The sequence below is a fragment of the Archangium lansingense genome, from assembly GCF_026626635.1.
GTDB classification, from domain to species: domain Bacteria; phylum Myxococcota; class Myxococcia; order Myxococcales; family Myxococcaceae; genus Archangium; species Archangium lansingense.
Window position 1 is genome coordinate 3,578,817 of record NZ_JAPNKA010000001.1, and the last position, 25,755, is coordinate 3,604,571.

The 25,755-nt window shown below is 66.4% G+C and carries 29 protein-coding genes, 1 tRNA gene and 1 pseudogene; 16 read left to right on the plus strand and 15 right to left on the minus strand.

Features of this window, described 5'->3' with window-relative positions:
- Positions 1 to 158 precede the first annotated feature (158 nt).
- From OV287_RS14525 to OV287_RS14540, 4 genes are all read right to left on the minus strand, one after another.
- Positions 159 to 401 (minus strand): hypothetical protein, encoded by a 243-nt coding sequence (locus OV287_RS14525; RefSeq protein WP_267534609.1) that lies wholly within the window; start codon positions 399 to 401, stop codon positions 159 to 161.
- A 154-nt stretch (positions 402 to 555) separates the two neighbouring features.
- Positions 556 to 1,197, minus strand: coding sequence for a hypothetical protein (locus tag OV287_RS14530; protein ID WP_267534610.1), 642 nt, complete (start codon positions 1,195 to 1,197; stop codon positions 556 to 558).
- A 245-nt stretch (positions 1,198 to 1,442) separates the two neighbouring features.
- A complete protein-coding gene (locus tag OV287_RS14535) occupies positions 1,443 to 1,703 on the minus strand; it encodes a hypothetical protein (RefSeq protein WP_267534611.1) in 261 nt (86 codons plus the stop codon).
- A 115-nt stretch (positions 1,704 to 1,818) separates the two neighbouring features.
- Positions 1,819 to 2,610 carry an SDR family NAD(P)-dependent oxidoreductase gene (locus tag OV287_RS14540; RefSeq protein ID WP_267534612.1) on the minus strand — a complete coding sequence of 264 codons (792 nt, stop codon included), beginning with the start codon at positions 2,608 to 2,610 and terminating at the stop codon, positions 1,819 to 1,821.
- A 78-nt stretch (positions 2,611 to 2,688) separates the two neighbouring features.
- On the opposite strand from OV287_RS14540, the gene OV287_RS14545 reads away from it, so the two are divergent.
- Positions 2,689 to 3,576: a LysR family transcriptional regulator gene (locus tag OV287_RS14545; protein ID WP_267534613.1), complete on the plus strand. Its 888-nt coding sequence runs from the start codon at positions 2,689 to 2,691 to the stop codon at positions 3,574 to 3,576.
- Between the two features lie 353 nt (positions 3,577 to 3,929).
- Here the strand turns inward: OV287_RS14545 and OV287_RS14550 are convergent, their stop codons facing one another.
- The gene (locus OV287_RS14550; RefSeq protein WP_267534614.1) at positions 3,930 to 4,862 is read right to left on the minus strand and encodes a tetratricopeptide repeat protein; all 933 of its coding nucleotides are present in this window, start codon (positions 4,860 to 4,862) and stop codon (positions 3,930 to 3,932) included.
- 432 nt (positions 4,863 to 5,294) lie between these two features.
- On the opposite strand from OV287_RS14550, the gene OV287_RS14555 reads away from it, so the two are divergent.
- Positions 5,295 to 5,780 (plus strand): SHOCT domain-containing protein, encoded by a 486-nt coding sequence (locus OV287_RS14555; RefSeq protein ID WP_267542347.1) that lies wholly within the window; start codon positions 5,295 to 5,297, stop codon positions 5,778 to 5,780.
- Between the two features lie 203 nt (positions 5,781 to 5,983).
- Positions 5,984 to 6,874 carry a subclass B3 metallo-beta-lactamase gene (bla, locus tag OV287_RS14560; protein WP_267534615.1) on the plus strand — a complete coding sequence of 297 codons (891 nt, stop codon included), beginning with the start codon at positions 5,984 to 5,986 and terminating at the stop codon, positions 6,872 to 6,874.
- Positions 6,875 to 6,941: 67 nt separating this feature from the next.
- Here the strand turns inward: bla and OV287_RS14565 are convergent, their stop codons facing one another.
- On the minus strand, positions 6,942 to 8,078 hold the full coding sequence (locus tag OV287_RS14565) for a hypothetical protein (RefSeq protein WP_267534616.1): 1,137 nt from the start codon (positions 8,076 to 8,078) through the stop codon (positions 6,942 to 6,944).
- Positions 8,079 to 8,244: 166 nt separating this feature from the next.
- On the opposite strand from OV287_RS14565, the pseudogene OV287_RS14570 reads away from it, so the two are divergent.
- A pseudogene (locus OV287_RS14570) lies at positions 8,245 to 8,508 on the plus strand (aldo/keto reductase); the annotation flags it as partial.
- Positions 8,509 to 8,626: 118 nt separating this feature from the next.
- On the opposite strand, the gene OV287_RS14575 reads toward OV287_RS14570, so the two are convergent.
- Positions 8,627 to 8,699: transfer RNA gene (locus tag OV287_RS14575), tRNA-OTHER, on the minus strand.
- A gap of 18 nt (positions 8,700 to 8,717) precedes the next feature.
- On the opposite strand from OV287_RS14575, the gene OV287_RS14580 reads away from it, so the two are divergent.
- A complete protein-coding gene (locus tag OV287_RS14580) occupies positions 8,718 to 8,939 on the plus strand; it encodes a hypothetical protein (protein WP_267534617.1) in 222 nt (73 codons plus the stop codon).
- Positions 8,940 to 9,588: 649 nt separating this feature from the next.
- Here OV287_RS14580 and OV287_RS14585 read toward each other — a convergent pair.
- A complete protein-coding gene (locus OV287_RS14585; protein ID WP_267534618.1) occupies positions 9,589 to 10,500 on the minus strand; it encodes a LysR family transcriptional regulator in 912 nt (303 codons plus the stop codon).
- 111 nt (positions 10,501 to 10,611) lie between these two features.
- Between OV287_RS14585 and OV287_RS14590 the strand changes: the two genes are divergently transcribed.
- On the plus strand, positions 10,612 to 11,610 hold the full coding sequence (locus OV287_RS14590) for an MBL fold metallo-hydrolase (protein ID WP_267534619.1): 999 nt from the start codon (positions 10,612 to 10,614) through the stop codon (positions 11,608 to 11,610).
- A 65-nt stretch (positions 11,611 to 11,675) separates the two neighbouring features.
- Here the strand turns inward: OV287_RS14590 and OV287_RS14595 are convergent, their stop codons facing one another.
- Entirely contained in the window at positions 11,676 to 12,476 is an 801-nt protein-coding gene (locus OV287_RS14595) for a hypothetical protein (RefSeq protein ID WP_267534620.1), read from the minus strand.
- 460 nt (positions 12,477 to 12,936) lie between these two features.
- Between OV287_RS14595 and OV287_RS14600 the strand changes: the two genes are divergently transcribed.
- The 5 genes from OV287_RS14600 to OV287_RS14620 all read left to right on the plus strand — a co-directional run bounded on the left by OV287_RS14600 (position 12,937) and on the right by OV287_RS14620 (position 17,757).
- Positions 12,937 to 13,641 (plus strand): hemerythrin domain-containing protein, encoded by a 705-nt coding sequence (locus OV287_RS14600; RefSeq protein WP_267534621.1) that lies wholly within the window; start codon positions 12,937 to 12,939, stop codon positions 13,639 to 13,641.
- Positions 13,642 to 13,788: 147 nt separating this feature from the next.
- Positions 13,789 to 14,082 (plus strand): hypothetical protein, encoded by a 294-nt coding sequence (locus tag OV287_RS14605; protein WP_267534622.1) that lies wholly within the window; start codon positions 13,789 to 13,791, stop codon positions 14,080 to 14,082.
- 401 nt (positions 14,083 to 14,483) lie between these two features.
- Positions 14,484 to 15,248, plus strand: coding sequence for a VOC family protein (locus OV287_RS14610; protein ID WP_267534623.1), 765 nt, complete (start codon positions 14,484 to 14,486; stop codon positions 15,246 to 15,248).
- 676 nt (positions 15,249 to 15,924) lie between these two features.
- Complete coding sequence (gene ltrA / locus OV287_RS14615; RefSeq protein WP_267534624.1) at positions 15,925 to 17,232, plus strand: group II intron reverse transcriptase/maturase; 1,308 nt, start codon at positions 15,925 to 15,927, stop codon at positions 17,230 to 17,232.
- Between the two features lie 234 nt (positions 17,233 to 17,466).
- A complete protein-coding gene (locus tag OV287_RS14620) occupies positions 17,467 to 17,757 on the plus strand; it encodes a hypothetical protein (protein WP_267534625.1) in 291 nt (96 codons plus the stop codon).
- Positions 17,758 to 17,945: 188 nt separating this feature from the next.
- On the opposite strand, the gene OV287_RS14625 is transcribed toward OV287_RS14620, so the two are convergent.
- Positions 17,946 to 18,974, minus strand: a complete 1,029-nt coding sequence (locus OV287_RS14625; RefSeq protein ID WP_267534626.1) for a hypothetical protein — start codon at positions 18,972 to 18,974, stop codon at positions 17,946 to 17,948.
- A 246-nt stretch (positions 18,975 to 19,220) separates the two neighbouring features.
- Between OV287_RS14625 and OV287_RS14630 the strand changes: the two genes are divergently transcribed.
- Genes OV287_RS14630 through OV287_RS14640 form a run of 3 tightly spaced genes read left to right on the plus strand, consistent with a single transcriptional unit; the run spans position 19,221 to position 20,175 of the window.
- Complete coding sequence (locus tag OV287_RS14630) at positions 19,221 to 19,409, plus strand: helix-turn-helix domain-containing protein (RefSeq protein ID WP_267534627.1); 189 nt, start codon at positions 19,221 to 19,223, stop codon at positions 19,407 to 19,409.
- A gap of 20 nt (positions 19,410 to 19,429) precedes the next feature.
- Positions 19,430 to 19,576 carry a hypothetical protein gene (locus OV287_RS14635; protein WP_267534628.1) on the plus strand — a complete coding sequence of 49 codons (147 nt, stop codon included), beginning with the start codon at positions 19,430 to 19,432 and terminating at the stop codon, positions 19,574 to 19,576.
- Between the two features lie 26 nt (positions 19,577 to 19,602).
- On the plus strand, positions 19,603 to 20,175 hold the full coding sequence (locus OV287_RS14640) for an IS630 family transposase (RefSeq protein WP_267534629.1): 573 nt from the start codon (positions 19,603 to 19,605) through the stop codon (positions 20,173 to 20,175).
- Between the two features lie 95 nt (positions 20,176 to 20,270).
- On the opposite strand, the gene OV287_RS14645 is transcribed toward OV287_RS14640, so the two are convergent.
- From OV287_RS14645 to OV287_RS14665, 5 genes are all read right to left on the minus strand, one after another.
- Entirely contained in the window at positions 20,271 to 21,902 is a 1,632-nt protein-coding gene (locus tag OV287_RS14645) for a hypothetical protein (RefSeq protein ID WP_267534630.1), read from the minus strand.
- A 132-nt stretch (positions 21,903 to 22,034) separates the two neighbouring features.
- Entirely contained in the window at positions 22,035 to 22,193 is a 159-nt protein-coding gene (locus OV287_RS14650; RefSeq protein ID WP_267534631.1) for an SRPBCC family protein, read from the minus strand.
- 200 nt (positions 22,194 to 22,393) lie between these two features.
- The gene (locus tag OV287_RS14655; RefSeq protein ID WP_267534632.1) at positions 22,394 to 23,179 is read right to left on the minus strand and encodes a pirin family protein; all 786 of its coding nucleotides are present in this window, start codon (positions 23,177 to 23,179) and stop codon (positions 22,394 to 22,396) included.
- Positions 23,176 to 23,955: a DsbA family protein gene (locus tag OV287_RS14660; protein WP_267534633.1), complete on the minus strand. Its 780-nt coding sequence runs from the start codon at positions 23,953 to 23,955 to the stop codon at positions 23,176 to 23,178. The genes OV287_RS14655 and OV287_RS14660 overlap by 4 nt, the downstream gene beginning before the upstream one ends.
- Positions 23,956 to 24,028: 73 nt before the next feature.
- Positions 24,029 to 24,388 (minus strand): YybH family protein, encoded by a 360-nt coding sequence (locus OV287_RS14665; RefSeq protein ID WP_267534634.1) that lies wholly within the window; start codon positions 24,386 to 24,388, stop codon positions 24,029 to 24,031.
- 100 nt (positions 24,389 to 24,488) lie between these two features.
- Between OV287_RS14665 and OV287_RS14670 the strand changes: the two genes are divergently transcribed.
- On the plus strand, positions 24,489 to 25,328 hold the full coding sequence (locus OV287_RS14670; RefSeq protein WP_267534635.1) for a LysR family transcriptional regulator: 840 nt from the start codon (positions 24,489 to 24,491) through the stop codon (positions 25,326 to 25,328).
- A 209-nt stretch (positions 25,329 to 25,537) separates the two neighbouring features.
- Positions 25,538 to 25,714, plus strand: a complete 177-nt coding sequence (locus tag OV287_RS14675) for an SDR family oxidoreductase (protein WP_308809569.1) — start codon at positions 25,538 to 25,540, stop codon at positions 25,712 to 25,714.
- The last annotated feature ends 41 nt before the right edge of the window (positions 25,715 to 25,755 follow it).

The following is a 25,755-nucleotide window of genomic DNA, read 5'->3' on the forward strand; positions in this document are numbered from 1 at the left end:
ATCGTGGCTGCTCCTGGGTACGAGACGCCGTGTCCTGCTCAGGAGGCGCGTGGCCTGCGTCCCGGTCATTGAGGTTCCGCCTCCGACCGCCAAGGTAGGAAGGAGGGGAACGGGCCGTAACGGACCATAGGGCAATAGGGAGCCAGCCGCGGAGCAGTTCAGCGTCCTGCGGCCAACAGGACGCGCACGCCTCGCCTCGCCTTGTCCTTCACCGCGACATCATAGATGCCCTGGGGAAGCGAGAAGGTGACGTGGCGTCCGGCGGATGACGTCGGAGAGAGCACCTGGCCGTTGGCGCTCAGCTCGATGGTCCGGTCCCTGGGCACGACGAGATGCAAGGACGCACGGCCGAAGTAGGCATAGACGACACTGACTCCCCGGCGATCAACAGAAGAGCACATGCGGAGAGGAGCTTTACTTTGAGGGATATGTTCGAACCCTACCCGAGCCCGGACGCCACAAGCCATCTCCTGGGCCCAAGACTCCCCGGGTGCGGAAGCCACACGCCTCCGCGCCCGGGGGTTCTCACCTGGGGCTCTTCAACCCCGGCACCACTCAGAAGGTGACGATGCTGGGAGACTGCGCCACCTGGCCGAAGAAGCCAGGGTAGGTGGCGACGAAGTTGTTTCCCGTCAGGATCGGGTACGGCCAGGAAATGGTAGCGGGATCCTCCGTGATCGAGTTCCCGGTGAAGGAACCCGATACCTCGAGGTTGCCGGCGTTAAGGGTGAGTCCGTACAGGGTGATCACTCCCGGCATTCCGGCCCCACCATTCGACGGAACGTAGCTCGACTGCAGACCCGCCAACCGCAGGGTGCTCAACGTGCTCGGGTCCAGACGGTGGATGCGGGCGCGACCCCAGGTACCGTAACCCCGGATGTACTCTCCGTAGGTCCAGGCCGCCGCGAGCCCATCGGCATTCACGGCGATCGCGACCTCCGGCGTGTTCTTCGAGGTCCCCAGTTCGACGGACCGGGGCGTCAGCGTGCAGGTGGCGGACGAGACCACCTCGCTCTGGACGGTGACCCTGTAGAGGATCTGCCAGGGAGCATACGGATCAGCGCCCTGCAGAACCTTGAGCGAATAAGCGCAGCCCTGCCAGTCGGCCCTCGCCTCCTTGACGACGGGCAGCTGGGCCTGAGCCGATGAACCCACCAACGCGACAATTCCAATGACAATCGTTCCAAACAGACGCATGAGTGCGCCCTCCTCTGGGGTAGAGGGCCGCAGACTCTAGGGGATTCGAAGCAAGAAGCGCACAGACTTTACTTCAGTACGGAGGAACCCGTATCCACCCCAAGCACTTGTCTCCACACATCAAGCTTCTCAGGGGAAGAAAGGGTGAGCTGCTCACCCGGAAAGTTTGCGCCATCACCTTTCAGTACGCCACCACTGGCGTACTGGTTTTCCCTCATCTCCAATCAACCAACATCCCCACCTTCCTAGACATGTTGGCGCGCAGGTATTGCATGAAGCCGGCGAGCGCGGCCCCCCGCACCCCACACCAGCAGGTGGAAGTGATTGGAAGCGAAGGTGAAGGCGTGCAGCCGCACGTTGCCGGCGCTCTGCTGGACGGCTCGCGCCAGCACCCCACCCACCACCTCGTTTACCTCCGCGCTGGGGCGCAGCAGCCGTCCCTGGAAGCACCTGGACGTAACGAAGTAATAGCCCTCCTCTTGGAACATCCTCAGCGGCCAGCCCATCCCCATCCCCTACGAGCGAGTCGCCAGGCCCAATGCACCCGGCGAGCCAGCTTCAAGTCCTTGGAAAGACTTGGCGACTCGTAGGGATACCCGAGATCGCCGTGGGCGCATCAGGTCACACGCTGCGAATGGTCCCGCCGTCGACGCGCAACACCGCACCGGTCACATACGCCGCGCGAGGGCTCGCCAGGAACACCACCGCATTCGCCACTTCTTCCGGCCGGCCCAGACGACCCACGTCGTTGGGAATGAATTCACGAACGGCGGCGCGCTCGAGCTCGTCCCACTGCGTGCCCCAACCGTGCGCTTCGGCCACCTGCCGCATGAAGCCCTCGATCGCTGGCACCCGAATCGCCCCGGGAGCGACCGCGTTCGACGTCACGCCACTTCCCGCGAGCTCACGCGAGAGAGAGACCGCGAGGTTGTGCCGGGCCGCGAGCGTCGCGTTGTAGTGTGGCTGCGTCGGCGCCGGCTGTGTTGCGAGTCCACCACCGATGGTGATGACCCGGCCCCAACCACGCGCTCGCATTCCGGGAACGAAGTGCCGAATCATCCGCACGCCGGAGATCACGTTCTGCTGCCACACGTCGGCCCACTGCTCCGGCGTTGCCTTCAGCCATCCCACATGTGCGTAGCCGCCGGCGTTGTTCACCAGGATGTCGATATCCCCCTCCACCGCCGCGCGCACCGCATCGGCCCCCGCGTCAGTGGAAAGGTCTCCGAGGGCCATCTCCGCGCGTCCACCAGCGGCGCCGATGGCCTCGACCACCTGTCTGGCCCGTGTCGCGTCGCGGCCGTGCACTATGACCGTCACACCCTCCGCCGCCAGTTGCTTCGCGATGGCTTCGCCGAGCCCAGAAGTGGAGCCCGTCACCAATGCCCGTTTCCCCTGAAGTTCCATGTTCATGAGCGCTGAATTTGCGTCCGGCACGTCGGATCCGGAAGATGCACGTCACGAATGACTGCCTTTCGTGAGAACGAATGAATGCGCGGACCCGAATTCGCTGACCTTTCGGCCTTCGAGGCCGTCGCAACGCACCGGAGTTTCGCGCGCGCCGCGCAGGAACTCCGCACCACGGCCCCGGTCCTCAGCGTCACCGTTCGCCGACTCGAGACGCGCTTGGGCGTCCGGCTCCTCAACCGCACCACGCGGAGCGTGAGTCCGACCGAAGCCGGCCTCCATCTGCTCCAGCGACTGAGGCCGGCGCTGCGCGAGCTCGATGCGGCAGTGCTCGTCGTCGAAGACTTCCGCGACCGGCCGGTAGGCACGGTGAAGATCAACTCCGCACACTCGGCGGCGGTGTCGTTGATTGCACCGGTGCTCGGCGAATTCTTCGACTGCCATCCCGAAGTGAAGGTCGAGCTGAGCGTGAACTCCTCGACGGTCGACCTCGCTGGCGGCGGTTACGACCTCGGCGTGCGGCTCGGGGAGCGCCTCGAGAAGGACATGGTCGCGCTCAGGCTCGGCGGCCGCCGGCAGGTCTACGTCGTCGCATCACCGAAGTACCTCCGGGCGCGCGGCACGCCGCAGACCCCGTTCGAGCTCAAGCATCACCGCTGCATCGGCACCCGGCGCCCCGATGGCATCGCCACCCGTTGGGAATTCGAGCGGCGCGGCAAGAGCGTGAGCCTGCCCGTCGACGGCACGTTGGTGGTCGACAACCTTGCCGTCCAATTGCGCGCCGCGCAAGACGGAGCAGGTCTCGCGTACACCATCGACGACTCGGTCGAGCCGCTCCTCGTGAAGGGCAAGCTGGTGCGGGTGCTGGAATCGTGGTCGCCGCGGTTCGATGGCTTCTACCTCACCTATCCCAGCCGCCGCCAGCTCACTGGAGCGGTGCGCTCCTTCATCGACTTCATGACCCGCCGTTGAAATGCCCGGGGGACGCGAGCAGCGCGTGCACCGGAACCCCCGGCTTCGCCGCGCCACCGAGGCCCGGAAGGCCGATGACGATGCGATGAAGAACGACCCGGGCGACCGACACAAGGCCAGCGCGTGAGCAGCCCTCCGGCAGCGCCGTGTCTCTCAGCTCGATCGTCCGCGGCTTGCATTGGGGAGTACACCGGCGACCCTTACGGTTCGTTCACGCGGCTCCAGTACTGGGGGCGCTGCACCGTCTTGGTCTCCGTGGTCCCTACCTGCACGAGCTATCTGGAGGGTCCCTGCCTGCCCCCACAAGGTCCACAGGCCTCCCATCCTTCTTATACGCCCGCTTGGAGCTCGTCTCAGTCCTTCGAGGCCCGTTGCAGGGCGCGCTTGACCGGAGTGGGCGCTGGCTTGCCATGCTTCGGTCTCGCGCCCAGGTTGAACATGTAGATGTAGCCCCGGTAGACCTTCGCGGCGAGGGGGCGGTGACCGGTCTTCCAATAGAGATCCGCGAGGTTCAGCCATGCCTCCGGGCGGGAATGGGAGGCGGCGGCTGCGACGAGCCATCTCTCGGCTTCTTTCGAGCGGCCGCGTTGGTCGAACATGAACCCGAGATCGCTCACGGCCTTGCCGAGAGGCAAGGCCTTCCTCCAGAGCGTCTCCGCAGTGGTGAAGTCGCCGGAGCGGTACGCCTTCAGCCCCTCGGCGTGGAGCTTCACGCTGGGGTCCGGCTCGTCCCCCGCACAGAATCCGTCACCGTGATCGTAGGCGTTCAGCACGGCCCACCGCTTCGAGAGGGCCAGCCAGGCCACCGTCGCGACGGAATTCAGCCCGGCGCAGGCGCCGAGGCGGGTGTGTGACGAGATCCTCACATAGGGCAGGGACGCGGGGGCGGGACTCCAGTGGAGGCTCGTTCCAAAATCGGCGAGCACTTCGAACCCTCCGAGGGCGCCGCAGGAGGAGGCCGTCTTCGAGGTGCCTTGGAAGATGGCGTAGTAGGGCACCGTGCTGTGCGAGACGCCCAGCCAGATGCGCGCGGGGTGCGCGCCAACACCGGTGAGGTCCACGTCCACGAACACTCCCCTTTGGGTGGACGTGGGGCGCGCCTTGGAGGGTTTGCCGAAGACGAGGGGTGTTGGCGTCTCACAGGACTGCGGCTCGAGCGTGTAGTCCGCCGGCAGGGGGGCACACTCTCTACATGAGATACCGTCAGCGCGCGCGACGGTCGCCACGAGCGTGCAGCTCAGCGCCGCGGCCAGCAAGGTGGTGCGAGGGAGAGGCAATGCACTCATGTCCCGGCATCCTTTCGATTGGGGGCCTGATGTTTAGCAAGGCCTGTGCCCGAGCAAGGTGCGGGCAAAAGCCCGCAGCTGCGGGTTCTGCGGAGGGGTGAGGCTGCCCATCGGACATGGCTTCGAATTCCTGGGATTTACAGGAAAAGAGCCGCCGCGGCCTCCACACCTCACGCAGGCCAATCCGTCGAAGTCGAACGTCCTGCTGAGCACCTCCGCCTGGTCCACTCCCGACGGCCTCTCCTTCATCGGCTCCTTGCTGGCCGCTGCTTCAAGCGCCACGCTCGCCTCCTCCTCACCTGCTTGGGGGAGCTGACCCGGGCTGGGCGCCCAGCGCGTCACGGGGCAGTGGTAGCGTCGCCGTTGCATGAACGACTTGCGCCCAGACTCTCGCCCGTCTCTGAAGTACTCGCATCGAGGTGATTCGTGAGTATGTCCCTCATGGCGCTGTTCTTGATTGGGTGTTTCCTGCTCCTCGTCTTCTCTTGGGGCTGGACGACGCATCGCCTCCGCCAGCATGGAATACCCGCCGAGGCCACCATCCTCCAGATGGAGCGCACGTTGATGCAAATCAACAGGAGACACGTCTACGACTTCCTGCTGGAAGTGAATCTGCCGGGCCGCCCCGCGTACCAGGTGAGGCACAAGAGCCGGGCGCTTGACTGGAATGCCTTCATCGTGGAGCCCGGCGTGCGGTTCAAAGTGAAGGTCGACCCGGGAGACCCTCAACGGCTCGTCGTCCTGGAGCCCGTCACGCCGCAGCAGAGGCCTCTGCGCATCCACGAGCTCCTTTCGGGCCTGGAGCGCCCCTCGGACCCGGTCAAGGCCCTGAAGGACCTTCAGTCGATGCTGGACAACGGACTCATCACGCCGGACGAGTACGCACAGAAGAAGGCGGAGATTCTCGCGCGCCTCTGAAGGCACACATCCCCGAGGCGTATAGACCACCGCCGCGTCCACGAAGCCGCGCCGGGTGCGGTCGAGTGGAGGCGCTGTGTGGTGTCCGGCACGCGGGCCCGCTGCGACCTCGGGCCGAAGACATCCGGGCGGACGGCCTGGGAGCTTGCGGCAAGCTCCTTGCACAGGGGCGGCCTCTCCCTCCACTTTCGGAGCCAACCCCGATGCGACTGCTCGCCTTGCTCGTCCCGCTCGTCACCGCTGCAGCCCCCTCCGTCCCGCCCGACACCGCGCCCGTCGACTGCCAAGACTGCGCGGAGTGGAACCGGCCGCAGGCACCGTTCCGCGTGTATGGGAACACGTACTACGTCGGCGTCACGGGACTGTCGTCGGTCCTCATCGACAGCGGGGAGGGCCTCATCCTCGTCGACGGCGCGCTGCCCCAGTCCGTAGAGCGCATCGCGGAGGGCGTGCGCGCCTTGGGCTTCGACATGCGCGACGTGAAGTGGATCCTCAACTCGCACGCGCACTTCGACCATGCCGGGGGCATCGCGGCGCTACGGCGGATGAGCGGTGCCAAGGTGGCGGCGAGCCCGGCCGGGGCCAAGGCGCTGCGCATCGGGTCGACCACCCCGGATGACCCCCAGGCGGGCTTCGGAGCCGCCATGCGCTACCCGGCCGTGCGGGACGTGGTGACGGTGGCCGACGGCGGGACAGTGGCGCTCGGCAAGGTCGTCGTCACCGCGCACCACACGCCGGGGCACACCCCCGGAGCGACGACGTGGACGTGGCGCAGCTGCGAGGGGGAGCGTTGTGTGAACGTGGTGTACGCCGAGAGCCTCACGGCCATGTCCGCACCGCGCTTCCGCTACGGCGCCGACGCCGCCCGCGTGCAACAGTTCCGCGGCAGCATCGAGAAGGTCCGCACCCTGCCGTGTGACGTGATGATCCCCACCCACCCGGAGGCTGGCCGCGTCTTCGAGCTGCGGGCCCGGAGCGAGCGCGAGGGGCGACAGGCCTTCATCGACCCGGGCGCGTGCCGCGCGTACGCGGACCGGGCGGACCGGAGGCTCACCGCGAGGCTGGAGCAGGAGGCGGAGGGCAAGGTCGAGTAGCGGCAGACCGGGGACAAGAAGTGAGGTGGTGCAGCTGCTGAGGGTGGTACGCCACCGGGTTCTGCTCTCAGTTGCAGGTGACGACAGAGGAATTCCGGATGCCGTAGTTCACGGTTTCCAGGCCGTACAAATCGATGACGAGATCATTGAAGTCGTCATCTGTCTTGTCCTCGAAGCCGGCCTCGAGGGTATCCGCGTCGAGTCGCTGGAAGCGCATCTTGGCATGGTCCGCGGGAAGGTCCGTGGTCCGGTCGCTCCCCAGATCGGAGTCGAAGTCGAAGTCGAACAGGTTGCACGCTGGCGCCGGGTAGACCGGAATGGTGAAGCTTCTGCTCGTGACGGAGTCCTTGTTGCAACCCACGCTGAAGGACTGGCCATTCACGCGCAGCGTCCCACAGTTCGTGTATTGGGCGCTCCCGTTGTTCTCCGCCGCGAGGCGAACCTCGATGGCAGCTACGGGGCAGACCTGGACCGTCAGCCAACCCGAGTTGTTGGTGGGCCCGTAATCATAGATGCGGAAGCGCAGCTCGTTGGAGGTGGCCGTCTCTTGGAAGGTATAGGTGTGGCCGGCCGAGTACGCGCCCCAGTCCGGTGAGACGTACACGCCCTGGGTGGGATCCCACATCTGGAGATCCAACAGCGCCGGCCCGTAGCTCTCGTAGCCCAGCAGCGTGTCGCTCCAGGGACTGCCATTGTTGGAGCTGTACTTCGCATCGGCCCTGATCCCACTGCTGGCGAAGTAGGTGCCGCTCGCCATGATCTCGTAGCGCTGACCTGGCGTCGCGCTGAAGCTCACGGAAGGCGTGGACGAACCCACGGCGGAGACCTGCTGGATGCCGCAGGGAGGGGGAACCTCACACACTGTCAGGGAGAGCGCGCCGGTGTTGTTGGTGGGGGAGCTATCGAAGATGCGGACCCCCAGCACGTTCGTCGTCGCGGTCCAGAGGTGAGTGTAGGAGTGCTCGGGGGAGTAGGGCCCCCAGGCGGGAGACACATAGGCGCCTGTCGCCGGATTCCAGAGCTGGACATCGAGCAGCGTCGGCCCGTAGCTCTCGTAGCCCTTCACGGTGTCCCCCCAGGTGCTCCCGTTGGTGGAGCTGTACATCGCGTCTGCCGTGATCGCGGCGCTGGCGGTGAAGGTGCCGCTGACCGTGAGCTGGTAGGACCGGCCCGCGACTACGGGAAGCGTCGTGGCGCTGCCCATGGCATCGATCGATCCAGTCCTGCATGCCGTGGTGCTGAGAGCCGCCGTGGTCGTGGTCACCGGAGGAATGGATGGAAGGAGAGCAGCAGTCATCAAGAACGAGGAAAGGACTTTCATGGGTTCCCATCTGGGCGTCAGTGAACGCAGCTCCCTGACTCAAGCACACCTGGCATGGGGGAGCCTCTTTCATTATGTGACGCTCGGCCGCTCGGGCCTTCGCGTCAGCCCGCTGTGCCTCGGTGCGATGACGTTCGGTGAAGACCTCGTCTGGGGCTCCAGCGTCGAGGAGTCCCAGCGGATCCTCGACCGGTACCTCGAGCGCGGCGGCAACTTCATCGACACGGCGAACTTCTACACGAAGAGCCACTCCGAGAAGATCATCGATGACCATGTCGGACGCCACCCCGCCCGGCGCGACCGCCTGGTCATCCGCCATCCACAACGGCGGCACGACGGTGAACGGCGCCTACCCGCCCCCGTCCCCCTTCGGAATCGTGAAGGGCGACACGCCCCACTGACGGCCCGCGCCACGCCGCGCCTCTCCTGAGTGGTGGAGGCGGCGGGAATCGAACCCGCCGCTCGGAGCTTCTGGCGAGAGCGAGCCAACTGCTCGTCGCCTTCTCGTGCAAGGGACGAGGGGTGTGCCCCTCCTGCAACGCGAAGCGGGCGCATGTGACGGCAGTGCACCTGGTGGAGCGAGTGCTGCCGCACGTGCCCTACCGGCAGTGGACGCTGTCCTTTCCGCACCGGGTGCGATGGGTGTTGCTGAAGGAAGCGGAACTGCTTTCGGACGTCCTCACCCTCTTCCTGCGTGCGGTGTTCGCCCTGCAGCGCTGGAGGGCACGGCGGGGTCTGCAATGAAGATACTCATTGTAGAAAATTAGAACTCATCCCTCCATCTGTACAGCGTAAACCATCCACATTTGGCGCACTTGATCTCGCTGCATTCGTTGACGCCGTCCAATCCTGCAGACTCGTCCATGAAGATCTTGACGTTGCCTTCAACGTTGCCGCAGCCGTGGCGTGCGCAGGGCGACTGAGTAGGCTCGCCCGCGCTCACCCAGCGGCTGCCGTACGCGTGTGTCTGGTCGACGCGATTCGGACCCATGGACGCGTAATTTGCTGGCGCCCTCTGCGGCTTCTCCGACGCACTCGCCGATCCGCAGTGGTAATGGCTCTTCGGGGCATGTGCCACGCCGCACGCATGGCACATAGAGATCTCGGCAGCGTTGCTCTGTGACATGAGGAAGACGCAAGATCCAAGCTGTGTAGAGGGCAGAAACGGGCAACTTTCCTGCAAGCAGACGAACATACCATCAAGTGGGCAGGCGCCAGGTGCTGGCGTATCTGACGGCTCCCCGTGGGGTGCGCGCCATCCTGGAGCACTTGGGACTGCCCACGCAGCCTGGCAGACTGGCCCCGGCACGGGGGCCACCCAGAACTCGTGGGTTTGAGTCAGCAGCAGCACTGGCCCATCGCCTGCCTCCTCCTCATACCGGGCCCGCCGGCCTCAAGCCGGTGAGGCCGCCGCGCGGACGAAGCGCTCCCTCAGCCATTGATGCGCGGGCTCCAGCTGTGCCCGGACATGCCAACCCATCGCGAGATCGAATGGAGGCATGGAGAAGGGCAATGGCAGGAGGTCGAGGCCCGACGCGTAACGCTGGAGAAGCCTGCTGGGGAGCGTGGCGACGCAGTCCGTATCGGCGAGGACGAGGGCGACCTGATTGTAGTTCGGAACCGAGACGGCAACACGGCGCGCCTTGCCCTGCTGCGCGAGCGCGTCGTCGATCGCGCTATGCAAGCTACCGCCCTGGGAAACCATGACATGACGGAGCTGGCAGTAGTCCTCGAGCGTGGGCGCCCCCTGGCCTCTGGGATGCCCCTTGCGCTGAGCGAAGCAGAACTCATCGGTCAGCAGGCGACGGCTCTTGAGCGCTTCGGGAATCTTGGTTGAAAGCCCGATGTAGAGGTCGATCTCTCCTCGCTCCATCCGGTAGGTCAGATTCTCCTCGACCGGCGCAACGAAGCTGAGCCGGATGCCGGGTCCACCCAGCGCGAGAATGTCCCGGGCCACCGCCAGACCAATGGTGGTGAAGATGTTGTCGTTGAGGGCGATCGTGAAATGCCGATTCGCCTCCTTCGGGTTGAATTCACCGCGGCTCACGACGGCGCTTTGCAGATCAAGCAGCGCCTGGTGCAAGGCTGGCTGCAACTCGAGCGCCCGCGGCGTGGGGGCCATCCCGCGGCCCGCCTCGGAAGGAACGAGCAAGGGGTCCTTGAACAGCTCGCGCAAGCGGCCGAGCTGGGCGGAGAGCGCCGGCTGACTCAGGTTCAACCGGCGAGCCGCGCGTGTCACGTTCAGCTCCTCGAGCAACACGTCCAGGGAGATGAGCAAGGGCAGGTCGGCCCGCCGGATATCCATCCCGTTTATACCTCCTATCAACGCGATCAACTCACGATGGGTGAGGGGCAACCGTATGTATCCACCACCGCGGTTCATACCGAACCCGACGGCATTCCTACGGGAGAAGAGATGCGTTTCCACCGGCTTTTTTTCGACAGAGTGGTCGCGGCAGCGGCCCTGTTCTCCAGCGCCATGCCACTCACCACCGAGGTGGCGCCACCCGCCACCAGCCCCCGCGTTGCCCAAGCGCGAGCGCAAGCACCGGGTGTCTACCGCTACCGCCTCGGTGACTTCCATGTGACCGCGCTGTCCGATGGCTCTGTGCCGCAGGAGCTGCACGAGCTCCTCAGGGGAACATCGCCTGCGGAGGTCGACAAGATGCTCCACCATGCCTTCCTGAGCAATCCGGTCGAGGCGTCCATCACGGCCTTCCTGATTGATACGGGGAGCCGGCTGATCCTCGTCGACACGGGTGCCGGTGGCCTGTTCGGACCGGGCTATGGCGGCAAGCTCCTCGGCAGCCTCAAGGTGGCGGGATACGAGCCAGAGCAGATCGACGACATCCTGCTGACGCACATCCACACGGACCACAGCGGAGGTCTCGTCAACGAAGGCAACCGGGTGTTCCCCCATGCCACGGTGCACGTCGGCGGGCCGGACCTGGACTTCTTCCTCAATCCCTCCAACCAGGGCGGCGTCAATGGCTATGACAAGAAGTACTTCGAGGAGGCGGTCAAGACGGTCGGCCCGTACGTGAAGGCCGGCAAGGTTCGCGCGTTCACCCGCGAGACCCAGCTCTTCCCCGGCATCAAGGCCATTCCGACTCCCGGCCATACCCCCGGGCATGGCTTCTACCGGGTGGAGAGCCGGGGCGAGTCGATCACCTTCATTGGCGACATCGTCCACGTGGCCGCCGTGCAGTTCCCGAAAACGGCGATCACGATTGTCTATGACGTCAGCCCCAAGGACGCCGCGGCTCAGCGCGAGACCCAGTTCGCCGCGGCAGCGCTCAACCGCTCCCTGATCGCGGCGCCGCATCTGCCCTACCCGGGCATCGGCCACATCCGCGCGGAGGCGCGTGGCTACACGTTCGTGCCCGTGGACTATCGCGATCGCTATCAACCGTGAGCAGCCCCGCGCCTCGGCCTCACCTGACGAGGCGCGGGCTCGCATCCGCTGACACGCGGATGGGGTTAGACAGCGTTGTAGAGCACGCCGGCGGGGCCCAGGCCTCCGTACCGGCATGTGACGCAATCGATGCCGGCCGCCACCATCTTGCGTCGCATGCCCTCGGCGAGCGCCTTGTCGCGGGTGGAGAGAATGACCTGGTATTTCCGCTCCCGCACCAGCTCGCGGAGGACTTCAACGAATGCCGCGGGATGCAGGGGGCCGTGCGGCTGGAGAGGCTCATCGAGCAGCAGCGCCGGCCACCGGCTCCACGGGTAAGCGGTGCTCAGGCTCACGCCTCCCGTGGCCAAGGAGGCGCGCAGACGCTCTTCCACATCGTCAACAGCGGGTGGGGATTCCCTTCTGGGCAGCGCCTCTTCGCTCTCCCAGGCGAGCCATGTCTCCGCCAGACGCTTGTGGTGGTCACGAAGGTCTTGAAGCTTCGACTCCTGCTCAGCCACCGTGTTGCGCTGATTGGACAAGGCCTTCTGCACCAACTGGCGCTCATGAGGCCCCAGCTGCTCGACAGCGGCCCCGGCCGCGTCCAGGGCTTTGGCTTCATCCGCGGAAAGCGTTCCCAGTGCGGCCACCAGCTCGGGATGCTTCTTCAGCAGCTCTTGCTCAACGAGGAGTTCTTGCTCTGCTCGAGCGACGACTTCGTGGCGCATAAGAGAAATAGGATCACAGACAGAGGTGACCATGGGACGAGTGTTCGTTGTCTTGGCGGCGGTGTGCTTCTTGGCCGGTTGCGGTGGGAGTGAAGTCTCCGAGCAGCAGGGCGAGCCGGTCGTGGCCGACGCGCCGGCCGCGCTGTCGTCGGCGTACATGGCCTGCTACATCGACACGCCCGCCAACGACGTGTTCACCAGTGGGAGCTGCAACGCCGCGGGCAGCGGCCCGTCGGTCGCGGTCTTCCGGTATTACCCTCCCAGGCCGTACACCTTCATCTTCTGGTTCGCCCACCCCGAATGCAGGGACGTGCAGTGTGTGGTGCCCATCTCGCCGGGACAGCGCATCCAGATGAAGGTGGCCTACCTCTCCTATGGGGGAGTCGCCTACGTCGACGATGCGGCGAGGCCACCGCCGTGTACCGGACAAACTACTGATCACCCTGCCTGGGCTCGGTTCTCGGGAGACGTGTACGGACAGATCGTTCAGGTCCTGCCTTTTCGGTGGGGAAGGGCAGGTGGCCGGGAAAAGGTTCGTCTCCTGGTGGGCACTGGTCCTCGGGGCGGTGGGCGGGGCGGGACTGGAGTTACATGCTGCGGCCTCCTTCCGGAGGTGCACATGTCTCGGGACGCCAGCCGCCGCCTCTTCCTGTCGGTGACCTCGCTCGCGGGAGCGGGGCTCGTGTGGAGTGGCACCGTTCGTGCCGCGCCCCCTCCTCGGAGCAAGGAGAAGTCCCGGCCCGCCGAGGTCAATGCCACCGAGGACCTCATGCGCGAGCATGGTGTCATCCGCCGCACTCTGCTCGTCTACGAGGCTTGCGCGAGTCAGCTCAGCACCGGGATCCCGCTACGCGCGGACGTCATCTCCTCCGCCGCGAACCTCATCCGCCGCTTCGCCGAGAACTACCATGAGCGGCTCGAGGAGGAGCAGGTCTTCCCCCGCCTGGAGAAGGCTGGGAAACAGGGTGACCTCATCCGGGTGCTCCGGGAGCAGCACGCCGCGGGGCGCAAGCTCACCGAGGGCATCCTGAAGTCCGCCACACCCGCCGCGCTCCAAGAGGCGGGGCAGCGGCAGTCGCTGGCCGGCTCGCTCCAGTCGTTCGTGCGCATGTACCAGCCCCATGCCGCGCGCGAGGACACCGACCTCTTCCCCGCGTTCCATGCGCTCTTCGACGAGGCGGAGTTCCACGAGCTGGGCGAGCGCTTCGAGGAGCGGGAGCACCAACTGCTGGGCAGTGGTGGCTTCGAGGGCGCTGTCGCGGAGGTGGCTCAGCTGGAGAAGTCGGTGGGCATCCACGACCTCGCCGCGTTCACCGTGCGCTGAGCCACTCTACCGCAGCTGCTGGGGCCGGCGAGGCGGCTGTTCCAGTGGTTCAACTGGACGAAGCGCTGGAGCAAGAGGGGGAGCGAGGACACGGCAGCGGGGGAGGGGCGCTTCGCCGAGGAAATCGCCGAGCCCGTGGAGTTGGAGGTGGCGCCACTGCCGTGCTGGGAAGGACTGGGGGAGGAGGAGAGGCCGCGCGCGGTGCGGGGACTGGTGGAGGGGGTGGAAGCAGAGGCTCGCGCACAGGACACGCCTGTCTTGGGGGCGCGAGCTGTGCGGGCACAGCACCCGCATACCCGGCCCGAGCACCTCAAGCGCAGCCCCCGGCCGTTGGGGCATGCCTCGACGCGCCAGGCCTTGAAGGAGTTGCGTGAGCAATACCGGGCCTTCGTCGCGGCGTTCCGAGAGGCGGCGGCACGGTGGATGCGCGGGGATTTCTGAACGCAAGCGATCGCGCGTCGATGCGGGACTCGGTCGAGCGCCCAAGACTCGGCGCGCACCGATGGGCGGCGCAGTCCGGCTTGAGCAAGATCGGCAACAGAGATCGGCAAAAGCCGTCGTCGTTTGACAAAAAGAAGACGCGCTCGAAGAGCCGTGTTCGCAAGAGCTGATTCGCTGGCTGCATCGAGCCTTCTACGAGGAGGCTGCGCCACTGATGCTGAAATCGAGCACGAAGTCGGACCGCCGACGTGCTGTTCCCGCCACTGTTTCCCGCGCAGTGTCCTCAAGCTGAGATTCGCGTCGAAATCGACGCGGGGGTTGTCGGAAAGCCTACCGCTCGTGAGTCTTGGCTGCGTAAGACTCGCGGGGTCTTGCCAGGCCAAGACACAAGGAGCCAGCGCATGCGCTTTCTGATGATCACGATCTCCAAGGTTATGAATCTGCCACCCGATCCAGCGCACATGGCGAAGGTGCGGGCCGCCATCCAGGAATCGATCGCGAACGGCAGCCTGGTTGCGACGGGCCCGCTCGGCAAGCGCGCGACCGCCGGCGCCCGGATCACCCAGGAGGGTGGCAAGATCAGCGTCGAGGATCCGCCCAGCGGTGGCGGCTGGATGGCGGGCGGCGGTTACTCGCTGCTCGACCTGCCCTCCAAGGCCGAAGCCATCGCGCACGCCAGGTCCGTGCTCGAGACGATGGGTGACGGCGTCATCGAGCTGATCCAGGTGATGGAGATGTATCCACCGCCGAGCCGTCAGGCGCAGACCGCGCAGGGAGCGAGCACGCCCGGGGTGATCCCGTACTTGACGATCGAAGACGCCGCGGAGGCCGCGACCTTCTACCAGAAGGCGTTCGGGGCCCGAGAGCTCGGCCGCATGCTCGCGCAGGATGGAAAGCGCGTCATGCACTGTCACCTCGAGATCAACGCCGGCGGGCTGATGCTCTCCGATCACTTCCCCGAGATGGGCCTACCCAGCCTGCAGCGCTCCGACAGCTACACAATGCAGCTGGTCGTCGAGGATGGCGACCGCTGGTGGAGGCGCGCGATCGAGGCGGGCTGTACCGAGAAGATGCCGTTCGCCGTGGCGCCCTGGGGCGACAAGTACGGCCAGCTGAAGGACCCATTCGGCGTGACCTGGGCGATCAGCTCGCCCGCGAAGCGCTGAGGGGCACTCGATCGATCAGATCGGGGCAGGCACACCGCCGCAAGCGCATAAGAGAAATAGGGGCAGGGTTGAGGGCAGGGGGTTGGGGTAGAGAGGCGGGGGAAGGCCGGCTCCAGGTGTCAGACGACTCGTAGACGGCAAGATGCCGGAACGAGTCCTTTGAGTGATGCCTGGAGGCTACCCATGGATCCATAGGGTGAAAGTCCCGAAGCGGTAAGAGGTCGAGGCCGCATAGCTTGGATGGCACCGACAGGAGAGACCCCTGCGGTGAAGCCCATCGACAAAGCCCCGGAAAGCGGGGTGAGCGAGTGAGCGGGCCGCAACGACGAGTGAACACCCGGTAGAGGCCTCGTGACTCGTTAACACCGGAAGCCGAGCCGACTCAAAGACGGTGAAGGCAAAAGGACTCCTCCGAAGACGACCTTGGGGGCAGTCCATCCGGCGGGGTGGAGGGTGGCGGCACGCCCATACGGCCATGGGTGGAAACAGGGAAGGGCTCCCCGCCCCGCGGAGAAAACCCGCGGAAGCAAGGTAGCCGCGCGAGCCGAGGAGGCGAAGTGCGGGGAAGGCGGGAGCCTGGCGGACGGGCCCGTAGTAGCGAGGAAGCGGGGTAACGCCCGTGGAGCGAAGGGGCCCTGCCGGAGGCATTCGGAGCAAGGAGCGAGGCAGGAGCGGGATGACAAAGCCCACCATCAGTCTGCAGGAGCTCCGAGCGAAGATAGGCCACTGGGCGAAATCCGCCCCAACGCACCGTTTCTGGGGATTGTACGTCCATCTGCTCAAGCGCGAGACACTCGAAGCCGCCTACCTGGAGGCCCGGCGTGAAGACGGAGCGCCCGGGGAAGACGGAGAGACGTTCGAGCGGATAGACGAGACGGGCCGAGAGGAATTCCTCGCGCGGATAGCCGAGGAATTACGAACGGAAACGTACCGCCCCAGGCCCTATCGTCGGAGAGAGATTCCGAAAGAGGGAGGCAAAGTGCGCGTCATCTCGATTCCCTCCATCAGGGATAGGACCGTGCACGGAGCACTCCGACTGGTATTGGAACCCATCTTCGAGGCCGACTTCTCGGACAGTTCCTTCGGGGCGAGGCCGGGGCGCTCGGCGCATGAAGCGATAGAAGCCGTGAGCCGGGGGCTGCGCCAGCGCAGGCACCGAGTCGTGGACGTGGACCTCAAGGGCTTCTTCGACAACATCCGGTACGACCGGCTGTTGGAGAGGGTGGCCCGACGAGTTCAGGACGACGAGGTGCTCGCCTTGGTGAAGCAGTTCCTCAAGAGCACGGGGGAGAAAGGGATACCGCAAGGCTCACCCCTCTCTCCTCTACTCGCCAACATCGCGCTGAATGACCTGGACCAGGCACTGGAGAGAGGAAGAGGCTATCTCGCCTATACGCGGTACCTGGACGACATGGTGGTGCTCACCCCCAACTCACAGAAGGGACGGGAGTGGGCTGACCGAGCGCTGGAGCGCATCCGCCGGGAGGCGGAGGCAATCGGCGTGTCGCTCAACGCGGAGAAGACCCGGACGGTGACGATGACCGAGCCGGGAGCGAACTTCGCCTTCCTGGGCTTCGAGTTCCGGTGGGAACGCAGCCCGAGGACCGGGAAGTGGTATGCGCACACGAGTCCACGAAAGAAGAAGGTGACCGAGGTGCTGAGCAAGGTACGCGACACCCTACGAGCCAGCCGGGCCCTGCCGATAAGGGCGGCGGTGGAGAGGGTGAACGGAATCGTGCGCGGCTGGGTCAACTACTTCCGGGTGGGGAACTCGGGGCAGGCGTTCGGCAAGGTGAAGCAGTACGTCGAGCGCAAGGTGAGACGATTCGTGGCGAAACGAGCGGGGCGAAGGGGACTCGGCTGGAAGCGGTGGAGTAGAGGGGTGGTGTACGGAGCCTGGGGCCTCTACGGAGACTACCGGGTGAGGTACCGCAACCCCTCGAAAGCCAGAGTCCAACCGAACGGAACCATAACCCTGGTGTGATGACGCCTTCGCGGTGAGCCGGATGCGGTAGTCCCGCCTGTCCGGTTCGATGTGGCGGGGATCGGAAACGGAGTGATGGTGGACCCTAAACGGGCACGAAGCTGGAAACGGCGGATACAGCCAAGGGCCTCCTGCACACCACCGCGCCGATCCTCGACCCGACCACCTTCCCCGAGTGCCTGGCCTTCCTTCCAGTCGTGGTCGGAGTGGGAGCTCCGGCCGGGCGTCCTCGAAATGGTCCGGTATCGGATTGGACGTCCCGAGCGGGTGCGCCACCGCGTGAAGTCGCTCGAGGTGCGGCGCGACGTGTACCAGGAGCTGGGGGAGGACGACCGGGTGACGTTCTCCCTGTGGATGCACACGTCCAAGGGGGCCGTGGCGCTGGAGAACGGCATCTACGCCCCCGAGCGCATCGACGACCTGGGGCAGTGGCTCGCGCACCGCCTCGACGTCTCGCTGGACCGGAAGGTCCTCGTGGACAACCTCCCGAAGAGCAAGGCCTCGCGTCGACGTCGCACGGGGTGAGGGCCGGGAGTCCCAAGGGCGTGCCGCGGGTTGGAGCAGAAGTCGTGTGGGCCCCACCGCTCCGCATGTGGACGGTGGGGCCCGCGACGTCAGGGCCATCGCCTGAATCGCGGTGAGGATTCACCGCGCCCGAGGACGTGACTCCTGAGCACATTCAGACCCTGGCCTCTATGTGAGGCGGCCGGGTCCTAGAGCTTCCTGAGACGGAACCGCTGAGTGCACCCGCCCGCACGTCCGTCCGTGTTGATGCGGAAGCGAACCGACTCGCCATTTTTGATCGTGTAGTTGCCGAAGTTGTTGCACTGGTCCGCATTGCCTGTCGCGAGGAACTCGATGTCGAAGGCGATGTCGGTCCGTCCGGTCAGGGTGAACTCCTGCCAGCACCCACCGGAGGAGCTTCCCGTGTCGATGACGTAGTAGTCGCGCCAGATGACCGACGTGGAGGTCGAGATCGGAATGGCCTTGCTGCTCTGGAACCAGCACTGGCCCGGGTCCCCGTCGCTCCAGAAGTTCAGGTTGATGTTGAGCCCCGAGAGAGAATTGGTCGGATCCGTGATGCCGAACGTCTGGAGGCAGCCGCCCACGCGATTGTCGGCATCGATGAGGATCTGGGGGGTCCATTCACCGATGCCCGCTTCCATCGTTCCCCAGTTATAGGTGTTGCACTGCCAAGTGTCGCCCCCCGCCGTCGTCTCGAAACGATGGTGGAGCTTGACGAGAGGCTCGCACTTGGCCTCGAAGGTGTAGCTCCCGTACCTGTTCGCCTTGACGCTGTTGACGTCGGCCCGGTAGTTGCCGGGCGGAAGGGCGATGACGATTGCCGAGTGGGTCGTCCCCTCCCTGGCGGGATCACCATCGTCGTCGTTGTACGCCAGCACGTTGTTCGCCGAGTCGTACAGCGTCATCTCCGGGTCGCCAAGAGGGCTGGCGCCGTTCGTGGGTGGCACCGTTCGGAACGTGCACGTCCCTCCGTATGTGAGCTGGAGGTTGTGGCCATAGAAAGCGTTCGTCGAGCTGATGACGCCGGGCTCGGAGGTGGCGGCATAGCCGACGGTGAGGCCTTGCTCCGCCTGGGCAACCTCGGGCTCCTGGGAAGCTTGCGCCGAGGGAATGCTGCTGGCATCACATGCTGCGGAGAGGAAGCCGAAGGACAGGACCGCGAGAGTCAGGTACGGTCGCCGGCGAGAATGGAATCCAATCAAAGTTGCTGCTGCCACTGTGTTCCTCCTGTTGTGGGGACGCAATGGGAGCATGATTCTGTTTGATTTGGCAATGCGGGTTTTTTTCTTGAATTTCTCCGGCGTAATTGGATTTGGCGCGTGGTGCTGGAATGGCTCCGCGGCGGGGGCGCCGGGAGAGGAGGAGGCACCAGGTGCAGATGCGGCAGCGCCGCCGAGGTGTCATAGCGCTTCTCAGTTGCGTTGAGCCTACCTATTCGGTTCGATGCAGGCTGGAGGTGCGACATGGCCCGGCCCTACTCGACTGACCTACGCGAGCGTGTTCTCGCTGCATGCGAGCGCGGGCTGACGATTGAAGAGGCCGCCAGGCAGTTCGAGGTCAGTACAGCCACCGTGAAGCGCTGGCGCCGACTTCGACGTCACACAGGGTCCGTAGAGCCGGCGCCACATGGTGGTGGCAATCCCCACGAGTAATAGGCCACGGGCTGGAACTGGTGTCCCAAATCGTCCGTGAGCAGCCCGACTTGACGCTCGGGGAGATTGTCGCGGAGTACCAGGCACGCACCAGCATGCCTGTCAGCTGCGCAACGATGGGGCGCACGCTCGAGCGGTTGGAACTGACGCGCAAAAGAAGTCTCTGACGGCAAGCGAGCGCAACACGCGGCGGGTGCGGTTGCTGCGAGCGGTGTTTCTGCTGCTGGTGCAGCTCATCGACCCTTCGCGCCTGGTCTTCATCGACGAATCGTGTAGCCACATCGCCATGACCGGGGAGTACGCCCGGGCACCGCGGGGTGAGCGGGTTCATGATTGCGTCCCACGCATTCGAGGCTGTGTCCTCACGATGCTGGGGGCGATGGACTGCCGGGGGCTGCGAACCTTGATGACCATCGAGGGTGCCACCACTGCCGAAGTATTCGATGCCTTCGTCGAGCACTTCCTGGTGCCCGAGTTGAAGCCCGGTGACGTCGTCGTGCTCGATAACGTAGGAGCGCACAAGCCTGTGTACATCAGACAGCGCATCGAGGCGGCAGGTGCCTTTGTTCTCTTCCTGCCGCCGTACTCGCCCGACCTGAATCCGATAGAACTGTGTTGGAGCAAGTTCAAGCGCTTGCTCCAACATGCCGAGGCGCGCACGCGCGATGAGTTCGATGCAGCAATCGCCGAGGCCATGAAGGCCATCACGCCAGACGACGCAATGGGGTGGTTCCGGCATTGCGGGTTTTGGGCTCAACCCAACTGAGAAGCGCTATGACACCTTTCGATGTTTTTCCGGGGCTCGTCGGTGCCAAGGCGCCGTTCGAGTCCTTTGACACCTTCTCTGGCCTTCTCTGGCGCCTACGTCTTGAAGACCCCCACGCTGTCCAGATCGCGGTGCAGAAGGTGCACCTTCAGGATGCCGGCGAAAGCGCGGAAGCCCAGCGCCTCGTAAGCGTGCAGGAGGAGCGCTCCCGCCTCCTCGCGCAGCTCGTCGGCGTCCAGCCAGTGCAGGTAGAGCCCGAGCGCGTGCGCATACGCCGCGCGGCCCTCGGCGAGCTCGCGCCGCGCCTCCTCGAGCCATGCCTTTCGCTCCTCCATCGAGGCATCGTTCCTGGACGCGCCGAAATTGGGCACGTGGGCCGGCACCGTCCCCGAGCCCGGCTGCAGGGCGAGCCGCGGGCTGCCCGCGGGATACCCCTGCGTGCGCGGCCAGGGGCACGAAGGCTCGTCGTCCGATGCGCGCCGCGACGCCCACGCCTCGATGGCCTCGCGGTGGGCTGCCACCACGCGCAGGGCGCGCCATCGCTCCAATGGATACTTCCGCGACTCCGCGTCCTCGGCGTCCATCAGCTCCTGCTGGGCCTCCAGGATGCCGTCGGCGATCTTGTTGCGCAGGAAGGCGACGATCTGGCTCTCCGTGTCGAGCCAGGTCTCGGCGCTGTCGCGCGCGTAATTGTGGGCGATGACCGGAAAGTGGTCGGGGCTATCGTACCAGAAGCCCCAGTGCAGGCCGTCCGAGCCGCCGCTCAGGAACGAGACGAGCTGTGGCGCGTCGGCGCGATAGCGCATATCGAGGCGCGGATCGAGAGGCCCTTGGCGCCCGGGCGGGACCTCGTCGTACATCACCGAGGCGTCGTGGACCTCGCGCGAGAGCCCTCCCGGCGCGAACCATTCGGCGATCCCCGCCGTTCGCATCGAGAGCGCCGCGTCCAGCCACGCATTTCCACGCTGCTGACCCGCGGGCGGCTGAACGTAATGCTCGGGGGGGTTCTCGGGCAGCTCCCCCAGGGCCGCGAGGCTCGCGATCCCCGACGGGAGCTTCAGCCCATAGACCTGCTCGTAACGCGCGCGGACCGCGGCGAGCGTGTCGAAGGCCGCCTCGGCGATGGGAGCGACGCGCGCCGCGAGGGTCTCGGGCGAAAGGCCAATCTCCTCGGCGAACGCCTCCCAGCCCTCGTCCTCGGCCGCTTTCGGCGGCGCCGGAGGTTCCAGGCAAGCTTCCTCGGCATAGAGCTCGTCGGACCGCTGCCCCCATTGCGCGCGCCGCGCGTCGAAGGCCTCGAGGCGCGCTCCCCAGTCCTCTGCGTCGAGGGCCGCGCTCGCGACGACGAGGTTCTCCTGCTCCATCCCCCAGTGGAGCTCATCGCCCTTGAACCTGGTCACCCACACCCGGGCCCAGAGCCCCTCGTCGGTCCAGAGCGGGTGCGTCTCGGGGAGATGAAGCGAGATGCGCACTTGCTCCTCGCCGCGCTCGACGTACGTGGTGAAGCGCGCGAGATAATCGTGGATTTTGCGCAGCTTCGGGCCGAACGCACAGAGTTCTGGCACGGCGGTGTCGTCAACGTCGACGAGGGTCAGGCACTCCGGCTCGAGGATCACCTCGCCGCCGCTCGCGAGGCGCAGGGTGGGGTGCCCCTCCTCGGAGATCGTCACGGATTCGAGGTTGGCGGGGCCGAGCAGCGACTGGATGAGGGTCTCGAAGATGTCCATGATTCTCCTGCGCGAGCGCGCGCGTGGGGTGGGGAGGTTAAGGGCTGGCGCTGCGAAGGACCATCGCCTTTCGCCGGGCGATGCGGCGTATGCACTGCTGCGGGTCTGCCGCGCCGCCGCCGCGCCTCCCCTTCAGGGCGTGTCGGCGAAACCCGCCGCGGCCGAGCGTGACGCCAGCGTTCGCAGGTACAGGTCGAGGAGGTCGTAGCTCGCGGACAAGCCTTCCTTCATTCTCGTCGCGAGCGCGCGGTCGAGGGCGTGATTCGACGCGTAGAGGACCGTGCACGTCATCGTCGTCTTTCTGTCCTGCTTGGTGAGGCGAGCGAGGTGGGGCGTGGCCTGCCCCAGTACGTGGAGCGGGACTTCGCCAGGTACCTGGAGTGTGGAGTGTTGGCGCACGGCTTCGCGCGGGTGCGCTGTGAGCGTTGTGTGCGCGGCCGTGGCGCTCTTGCACCGGCTGCTCCTGCCGATCGGCGCTTGGCGCCTTGATGTCAGGCCGCGACGTCAATCCAGAGCGCGCCGCAATCCTGCGAGGCTCGCAGCGTCAGGCCTCCCTGGTTCAGCTGCGCCCCCTCGCCTCTGGCAAGGACTCGCCCTTCCCCCAGCTGCACGGGGGCATCCAAGGACAGCAGATAGCCGGCACGTCCCGCGGCCACCGCGATTGCGGTCTCCTGTCCCGCTGCCAGGTCCAGCCACCACACGCGCGCGTCGCTCCTCAGTGGCATCTCCTCGTCCCCGGCCATGAGGTGGCGGCCTCCCGATGGAGCGGGCGGGACGGAGCGGCGGAAGTACGCGGGCGCACCGCCGTGCTGCTCGGGGGTGAACCACAGCTGAAGCATCCGCGTGTCCTCATCCGTCTCGTTGCCCTCGGCGTGGACCATGCCGTCCCGGGCCGAAATCAACTGCGCCTCGCGCGGACGCAGCGTCGCCCCATGGGACTGGTCCCCGTGGTGGCTCAGCTCGCCGCTGAGAACGATGCTCAAGATTTCCATCTCCCGGTGCGGGTGGAGCGGGAAGCGCGAGCGGGGCGCGAAGGTGGCATCGGCCAGGACGAGAAGGCTGCCGAGTGGGCGTCCCTTGCCCGCATGGGGGCCCACGGTGGCGATGAAGTGGTCGCGCAGGCGCAGCCAGGGCAGCTCTGTCACCGGCAGGGAGGAGAGCGGGCGCAAGCGGACGTCGGCCGCGGGCGCGGGCTTCGGAGGGGAGGAACAGCCGAGCGCGGCGAGCCCCAACAGATGGGAGCCACCGCGCACCAGCGCACGACGGCCGAGCTTCACGGTTCGACCCTTGCCTGCTTCGTCGCCCGAACGAGCGCCTCGACCAGGTGCGTTCCGGTCGCGAAGCCACTTGCGAGCACGGCGAGGCCGGCGCTGCCACGGAAGAGCACGGTGGGGAACCCGCTCACGCCCAGGGCCCTGACCTCCTGGAACTCGTTCGCCGTCGCCCGCTTCGCATCTGCCTGGCTGAACCGAGCCAGGAACACGCCGAAGTCGAGGCTCTGCGCGGCACAGATACTCTCGTAGAAGGACGCCACGGTCGGGTCCTGCCCCTCGGCGTAGAACTTCTGCTGGATGGCGGCAAACACCTCGTACGCGCGCGTCGCCGGTCCGGGCGTCTCCGCGAGCATCCCGCGCATGACGAGGAACGCGCGACAGGCGGGCTCGGTGTCGTAGTTGAACGCCGCTCGGTCGAGGAACCGGGTGGAGAACGGCTGCCCGGTGCGCGCGGCGATCTCCTCCCAGTGGTGGCGCAGGAAGCCTCTGAACCGCTCGGTCCAGGCGTCCCCGCCTCCGGGACGGAGCCCGCCCACGAGGATGCGGAAGGGGATGCCTCGACGATTCGCCTCCGCTTCCAGCTGGCGGAGGCCGGGCGAGGCGCCCCAGCACCAGGAGCACATCGGGTCCCCTACGTAGAGCACCTCTCCCAAGGGCCCCTCGGCACTCGGCCCGGCAGTCTTCGGCTCAGCGCCGGGGAGCGCGCACGTCCCAGTCTCGGGGTCACACAGCGCCTGCACCTCAGGGGACGTCTCGTTGTCGTTGCTGGGGGTCTTCACGGGGAGCTCCGATTCGTTCTCATTGTAGGGGGTCTCCAGCCTCCGCCGCGCACCCTCGCACGGCGGCCAGGCTTTACGCCTTGACGCCGAAGGGGGCGTCGACGGAGTAGCGCCAACTGCCGTCGGCCGAGCGGGTGACCACGTCCGACGTCCTCCCTGTCAGCACCGTCCCGTTCGGCGTCGGCAGGGACCAGTCGGCCACGACGACTGCGGTGCTCGGCCCCTCCACCACGCGCGTGAGCTTCATGTCGATGGGGCCTTTGAGCGCGAGGAATCCCTGGAGCGCCTCGCGGATGGCGGGGCCGGAGAGGACGGTGACGCCGTCCGGGAGGAACACCGCGTCCTCGCGGTAGAGCGCCAGGAGGGCGTCGACACTTCCGGAGTTGAAGGCGGTGGCAAAGGCGGCGGGCATGTCGTGAGGACGAGAGACCATGTGTTGCTCCTGCGGGAGTGGCGTCATTGCCAGGTCCCGAGAGATAGCCCCGTGGGCCTGCGTTGACGACTCACCGCGGACGCGCACAGCATGTGCGTTCATGCACATGACCTGGGACGACCTACAGACCGTGGAGGCGCTGGTGCGCACGGGGAGCGTCGTGGGCGCGGCGCGCGAGCTTTCGCTGCGCCATTCGTCCGTCTCGCGGAGGGTGGACGCCCTCGAGCGTACGCTGGGAGCGCCGCTCTTCCTGCGTGGGGCGAGACTGCGCCCGACACCGCTCGGCCTCGCCATCGCCGAGCGCGCGGGCCGGATGCGTCCCCACGCCCTGGACGTGGGTGCACTTCTCGAGGAGCAGCGCCGGGCACGCGCAGGCCGGCTCGTCATCACCACCAACGAGGTGCTGGCGTCACTGCTGTTCGGCGCGCTGCGCACGTGCGGCTTCACGCAGCGAGTTCAAGTGCGCATCTCCGAGAGCGAGCTGGCGCTGGAGCCCGGTGTGACGGACCTGGCGCTGCGGCCAGGCCATACGCCGGGGGGCGCACTGCGGGGGCAGCAGCTCGGAAAGCTGCGGCTCGGCGTGTTCCGGGCACGGGCAGCCAGGCAGGACTCGCCGGCCTGGGTCCTGCCTTCAGGAAGCCTGCGCACCCGTTCCTCCATGCGCTGGTGGAAGGCCGTCCCCGAAGACGCCGAGGCCCTCGTGGAGTGCGACACGCTGCTCGGCATCAGGGATGCCTGCGTTGCGGGCCTGGGGCGGAGCGTGCTCCCGGCGCTGCTCGCCGAGGGAGACCCGCGCCTGCTGCTGGAGGAGGAGCTCCCGGGCGGCCCACCGGTGTGGCTGCTCTCCGCTGCCACCCGGCGCGCGGACGCGGCCCTCCGGCGGGCGCGGGAGTCACTCTCCGATGCCCTCCGGCGCGCCCCGGGCGTGTGGGAGGCCTGAGGCCTTCAGAGAAGCATAGGAGAAATTGGGGCGCTCAGCACTCGGCGCCGACCAATACAGCCGCCCGGCCGTGACATCGATGGCAATCCCCTGCACTGTAGTCTGGTTGGTCACCAGGGTGGTGGCGTTGTAGGTAATGACATACGCCTTGCCGTTGGGGACATCGAGCGCGATGCCGGCCGGGCTGTGGATGCCGCTGAGCACCTGCGTTGGGTTTCTGGAACGACACCGAAGAGAAGCGGAACGCCGCCGCGCAGCTCCACGCCATGAAGCGCGTCGCGGATCCTGACGAGATCGCGAACGCGGCCGTCTTCCTCGCGAGCGGGGAAGCGTCCTACATCACCGGAAGCGCCTTCACCATCGACGGAGGCGTATCACTCGCGTAGTCGGCGCCGGCCGCACCTGCCGTGCGAGCAGCGTGCGGCAA